General features: G+C 59.6%; 3 protein-coding genes. All 3 read right to left on the minus strand.

What is annotated here, in order from left to right:
* Positions 1-6: 6 nt before the first annotated feature.
* Positions 7-1,206: a restriction endonuclease subunit S gene (locus MF270_RS27945; protein ID WP_238368845.1), complete on the minus strand. Its 1,200-nt coding sequence runs from the start codon at positions 1,204-1,206 to the stop codon at positions 7-9.
* Complete coding sequence (locus MF270_RS27950; protein ID WP_238368846.1) at positions 1,206-2,831, minus strand: HsdM family class I SAM-dependent methyltransferase; 1,626 nt, start codon at positions 2,829-2,831, stop codon at positions 1,206-1,208. The genes MF270_RS27945 and MF270_RS27950 overlap by 1 nt, the downstream gene beginning before the upstream one ends.
* Positions 2,832-2,854: 23 nt before the next feature.
* Positions 2,855-4,986 (minus strand): DEAD/DEAH box helicase family protein (locus MF270_RS27955; RefSeq protein ID WP_238368847.1); only part of this gene is annotated, 2,132 nt, incomplete at its 5' end.

Below are 4,986 nucleotides of genomic sequence, written 5' to 3' on the forward strand. Positions count from 1 at the left end.
TCTGCCTCAGCCGCCGTGGTCACCGAGCAGCTTGTCGATGAGAGAGGCGGAGAGGTCGCGGGCCATTGCGTCAGCCCTGGCAGCAAGTTCAGCCTTCTCGGTCGCGGCATTAACCAGTTGTGTGAACCGTACTTGCAGGTCCATCGGCGGAACAGGAACGGGAAATTGCCCGAGTTGCGTCTTGTTGATGCTGGCAATGCCGGTCGTTTGCTTGGCGACCGACAGGAAGTAGGCCTTGCCGTAGGCGCTGCCGACCACGGCTTTCAAGTATTCGCTGGTCACGACCGATGTGTCAGGTCGGACGCGAAAAACATGGTTCTGATGTGCGCAGTAGGGCAGTTGCTCCTCCCACAGCGCCCCACGTCCGAGTTTGTCCGGGTCTCCGCCTTCGGTCAGCACCAGGTCACCAGCTTGAAGGGCATACTTGTCCCGCTCGGGTTCCTTGATCGCGATGGTCTTGATCTCGTCGAGGTTCAAGTAACCATCTTGGACATTGGCCACCCTGAGGTACGGGACATCGACAGTCTCGGCATCCTTGAGCTTGCGTCCTTTTGTTACGCCGGAGCCAATGGCAGCCAATTCCTTGAGTTGGGTGCTTGGGTAGCTCTGCCCGATCTCGAACTGGTCGCCGAACATCCGGGTGAAGAGGGCGGGGATGAAGTCGCGGAGGTGGGTGGAGGCAGTGGCGCGGAGCCGCTCGATGCTTGCCGCCCGGTTCAGGATGTCCACGATCCTCCGCTGTTCCTCGAGGGGCGGGAGGGGGATTTTGAGTTCCCGTAAGGCAGAAGGTCCAAAAGCCGCTTGGCTGACCCACTGGTTACATTGATCCTTGAAGAAGCCTGCTCGCCAAAGTCGGTACAGAAAGGCAGCGACGTAACCCGGATCGCAGTCCCCTTCAACCAAGCGAAGCCTCGTAATGTGGTTCGAAAACCCCGCAGACATGGCGGTGGTTGCAACGGCACTTTTTCCGACGAGGTCAGGACTGTTCGTGTTGTTGAACAAGATGTCACCGGGCCTCAATTCCGATTTTCCATGTGGAGCCGCCTCAAGTGGAACCCGGTAGACTTCGTCCATCTCGAGCTGCCCACGCTTGCCTACGTTGAACGGCCGAAGATGAGGCAAGCCATCAGACACCAGGTTCTTCTTTCCGTATGCAAAGCCACTGTGCATCACTTCGCACAAGCTGCCCAAGGTAGCAGTGCGCATCAAATGCCCTCCGCGATGAGGTCCCGCAGCTCCCCCAATTCCTCGGAAATCTCACGCTCTACTGCCAGCAGGTCGTCGAGGATTTCCAACGGATCACGATGCTCGGCTGAGGTACGGCTCTGTGGACGGTACCTGCCCGCACTGAGGTTAAAATCTGCCGCCCGGATGGTGTCTGCATCGGCGAACCACCACTTGGACGCCCACTCAGCGCTTTCATCTCGTGCCTTCCATTGCTCCAGACGCGACGCTCGGGACTTGAAAGCCTCGAGCAACTCAGGCAGGTCATCGGCCTCTACCGGGGCGTCGTGGTTAGCATCCATCTTGAAGCCGTCCGCATCGGCGTGAAGGAACAGAACCTCGTCCGTATGGCCCCCACGGGTGTAGATCAGCACCGAGGTCTTGACCCCCGAATAAGGGTTGAACACCCCGCCGGGCAGCGACAGCACTGCCACGACCTGATTATCCTCGAGCAGTTGACGGCGCAGCTCCTTGTGCGCTCCGGTCGAGCCGAAAAGGACGCCCTCGGGGATGACAACGCCGCAGCGCCCGCCCTCGCGCAAGTGGTTCATCATGTACTTGAGGAACAGCAGTTCGGTCTGGGTGGTCGTGCCGACCTTGACGTCATCGACGATGCGATCCTTGTCGAGGCGGCCCGAGAATGGCGGGTTGGCCAGCACCACGTCGAAGCCATCGGACGGGATGCCCATCTCTTGCTTCTGTGCCGGTTCCAGCGTTCGGGTCAGCGCATCACGGCGCAGGATGCGGACCTTGTCGAGGCCACGTAGGAAGAGGTTCATCGTGGCAAGCCGAACCATCTGCGGGTCCACGTCGTTGCCGAAGAAGGTCTGTTCTGCCAGCTCCTTCTGCTGATCGCGCGACAGGGTATCGCCCAGCCCGCGCTGGATGGTCTTGCCGTCCACCTCAGTCGTCTCCATCCCGGCCTCGGTCGAGTTGGCCAGGCGGATGTGTTCGTAGGCGGCGACAAGGAAGCCTGCGGTGCCTGCTGCCGGGTCGTAGATCGTCTCACCCAGGCGCGGGTCGATCATGTCCACGACCGTGCGGATGATGTGGCGCGGGGTTCGGAACTGCCCCAGCTCACCCGCCTGCCTGATCTGGCGGAGGACATGTTCAAAGAGGTCGCCCTTGGTGTCGCTGTCCATCCGGTCAAGCTCGAGGTTCTCGACGCGGGTCAGAACTTCGGCAAGGACGGTGGGGTCGTCGATGACCAGTCGCGCCCCTTCCATGAAGTTGGTCACACCTTCCTTGGCGATGGCCCCGTAGAAGGCAAAGACCTCATCGCGCACCCAAGAAACCAACGGCTCTCCGTTCAGACCTTTGGCCCATTTGGACCAGCGCAGGCGATCCTTGGGGACCTTCTTGGTTTCTTCATCGGGGGCGTTCAGCGGGTTCTTGAGTGTCCACTTGCCCTCGAAGGCGCTGGTGTAGGGATCGGAGCCGGGACGCTTGGCTGCACGGATGAGCTTGGCGTCCATCGCCTCGTACATGAAGAAGAACATCAGGAAGCTGAGCTGTTCCGCGTTCTGCGCCGGGTTCGGGTAGCCACCGCCGTAAAGGTAGTCACGTATCTGGTCGATGCTGCGGCGCAGGTCGGGCGTCAGGGTCATGAATGGCTCTGCTTCTTGTTGGATCAGGCGGTGGGTCGGCTGTCGTCGCCCTTGCTACCCTGTCGAGGTTCGACTGGGAAGACGTCGATGTTCAGGGACGCCAGCAGTTCCTCGAGCTTGGTCTCTCCTCCGAAAACACGCATTGCTTCATCGTAGCCGCCCCACTTGTCGAATGGGTGTTCATCGAGGTCGTACTCCCAGAAGCCCGTAGCGGTCATCGCCTCGGCCATCAGGCTGCTCTTCATAAGGTCGAGCCATCGCTCCTGCCGCACGTCTGCTTTCACCTTGGAGCGCCATGCCTCGAACCTGAGGCCCAGTTGGTTGCCTGCTGCTGCGTGTTCTTCCGTGCGCACAATTCGCCCGTTGTCGTCCAACGTGACCCAATCGCGGGAAGCGGGGTCGATGTGGTCGTGGATGTCGAGTTCAAGGGCACGTCTGGGCTGCGGCTGTCGGCTGGAGGGCTGTGACTGGACGATCAGCCCACCGGGGATCAGCTCGGGGTCATCGCCATGGAAGTCGGTGACGCCAACGAAGTCGAACATCGTGAAGGAGGATTTTCGGATGTGGTCAGCCTTGCGCGTTCCACGCCCCCGCATCTGCTGGTAGAGAACCACGCTCTCGGTGAAGCGAGCCATCACGAGGTTGACCAGCTCGGGGCAGTCAAAGCCGGTGTCGAGCATGTTCACGCTGACCAGGATTTTCGGGAACGCCTCTTTCTTGAACCGCTTGATCTTGTCGCTGGCGTTGGCGGTGCGTTCGGTGCCTTCATCGCTGACCACGAAGTCGGCGTAGCGGGTGGTCGAGTGGGGCTTGAGATCGGCGAACTCCTTGTCGAACATCGTCGCAAGGGTTTCGGCGTGCTTCTTGTTCACGGCGAAGACGATGGTCTTGCCGAACTGAGGCGTTCTCTTGATGCCGTCGCTGCCTTTGTAGCCCTTATCGAGCACCTCGCGAAACTCCCTGACAATCGCGCGGTTGCGCTCGGGGATGGTGAACTTCCGCTCCAGCGCCCGAGGATCGACGGTGATCTGCTCTTGTCCGTCGAACACGGCCTCCAGCTCCGACCGCAGATCATCGTCCATTGCGCCCCAGTTCAGTTCAGCCCTGCGCACCGGAAACCCGCCATCAGATGCTGTCTTAACGGTCATCGCCTTGTAGATGCGGTAGGGGACAAGGTGACCGTCCTCGATGGCTTGAGGCAGCGTGTAGCGATAGGTCGGCCTGTCCACCTCGAAGAAGCGCAGCGTATCGCGGATGAACTGGGCATCGTCGTCATCGGTGAGACTGCTCGGATCAACCGTACAAGGGGTCGCCGTGAGACCGATCTTGACCCCGTCGAAGTGGTTTAGAACAGCACTGTACTGGCCGTAAATGGACCTGTGACACTCGTCGATGAGGATCAGGTCGAAGTAGCCTGAGGAGAGCTTGTCGTACTCGTTGATCATGGTCTGAAGGGTTGCGACTGTCACCCTCTTTGCTCGGTCCAGACCTCGAGCGCTCTTCATCACGTAGGAGGGGTAGCTTGAGAGGTGATCAACAAAGGCGTCATCTGCTTGCCTCGCCAACTCAATGCGATCCACGAGAAACAGGACGCGGGTTATCTGGCCCGCCTCGAACATACGCTTGATCAAAGCTGCAGACGTCCTGGTCTTGCCAGTGCCTGTTGCCATTTCAACCAGCAACTTGCGACGTCCTTGGGTGATCTCGGTGCAGAGCGTGTCGATGCACTCGAGCTGGTAAGGCCGACCTGCGATCTCCTTGTCTGTCGGGACCTTGGCCAAGTCGCGCTTCAGAGTGCGAACAGCCATTCGGCGTTCGAGGTCGTCTTGTGCAAAAACCGTCGCGACAGCTCTGGCGTGAGCATCGACTTCTCTGTCCATGAACCAGACCTCATGCCCGTTGCTTAGGAACAGGAACGGCACATCAAGCAACTTCGCGTAGTTAAGGCCCTGATCTTGAGCTGAGATTGGGTTGATTGAGGCTCTCTTCGCCTCAAGCACGGCAATGGGCCTGCCCGAGCGATCACACAGGACGTAGTCGGCTCTTGTTCCATCGGAGAGCGGAAAGTCAACGTGAACTGAAACACCTTTGTCCAAGTCCCATCCTGCATCGCGAAGAAGCGTGTCGATCTTGATCCTTTGAAACGTCTCGTTCC

The sequence above is a fragment of the Mesobacterium pallidum genome (genome assembly GCF_019966535.1).
Taxonomy (GTDB): domain Bacteria; phylum Pseudomonadota; class Alphaproteobacteria; order Rhodobacterales; family Rhodobacteraceae; genus Mesobacterium; species Mesobacterium pallidum.

Coding starts and splice junctions, on each gene's coding strand:
- MF270_RS27945 (WP_238368845.1), bottom strand. CDS start 1,206: ATGCGCACTGCTACCTTGGGCAGCTTGTGCGAAGTGATGCACAGTGGC.
- MF270_RS27950 (WP_238368846.1), bottom strand. CDS start 2,831: ATGACCCTGACGCCCGACCTGCGCCGCAGCATCGACCAGATACGTGAC.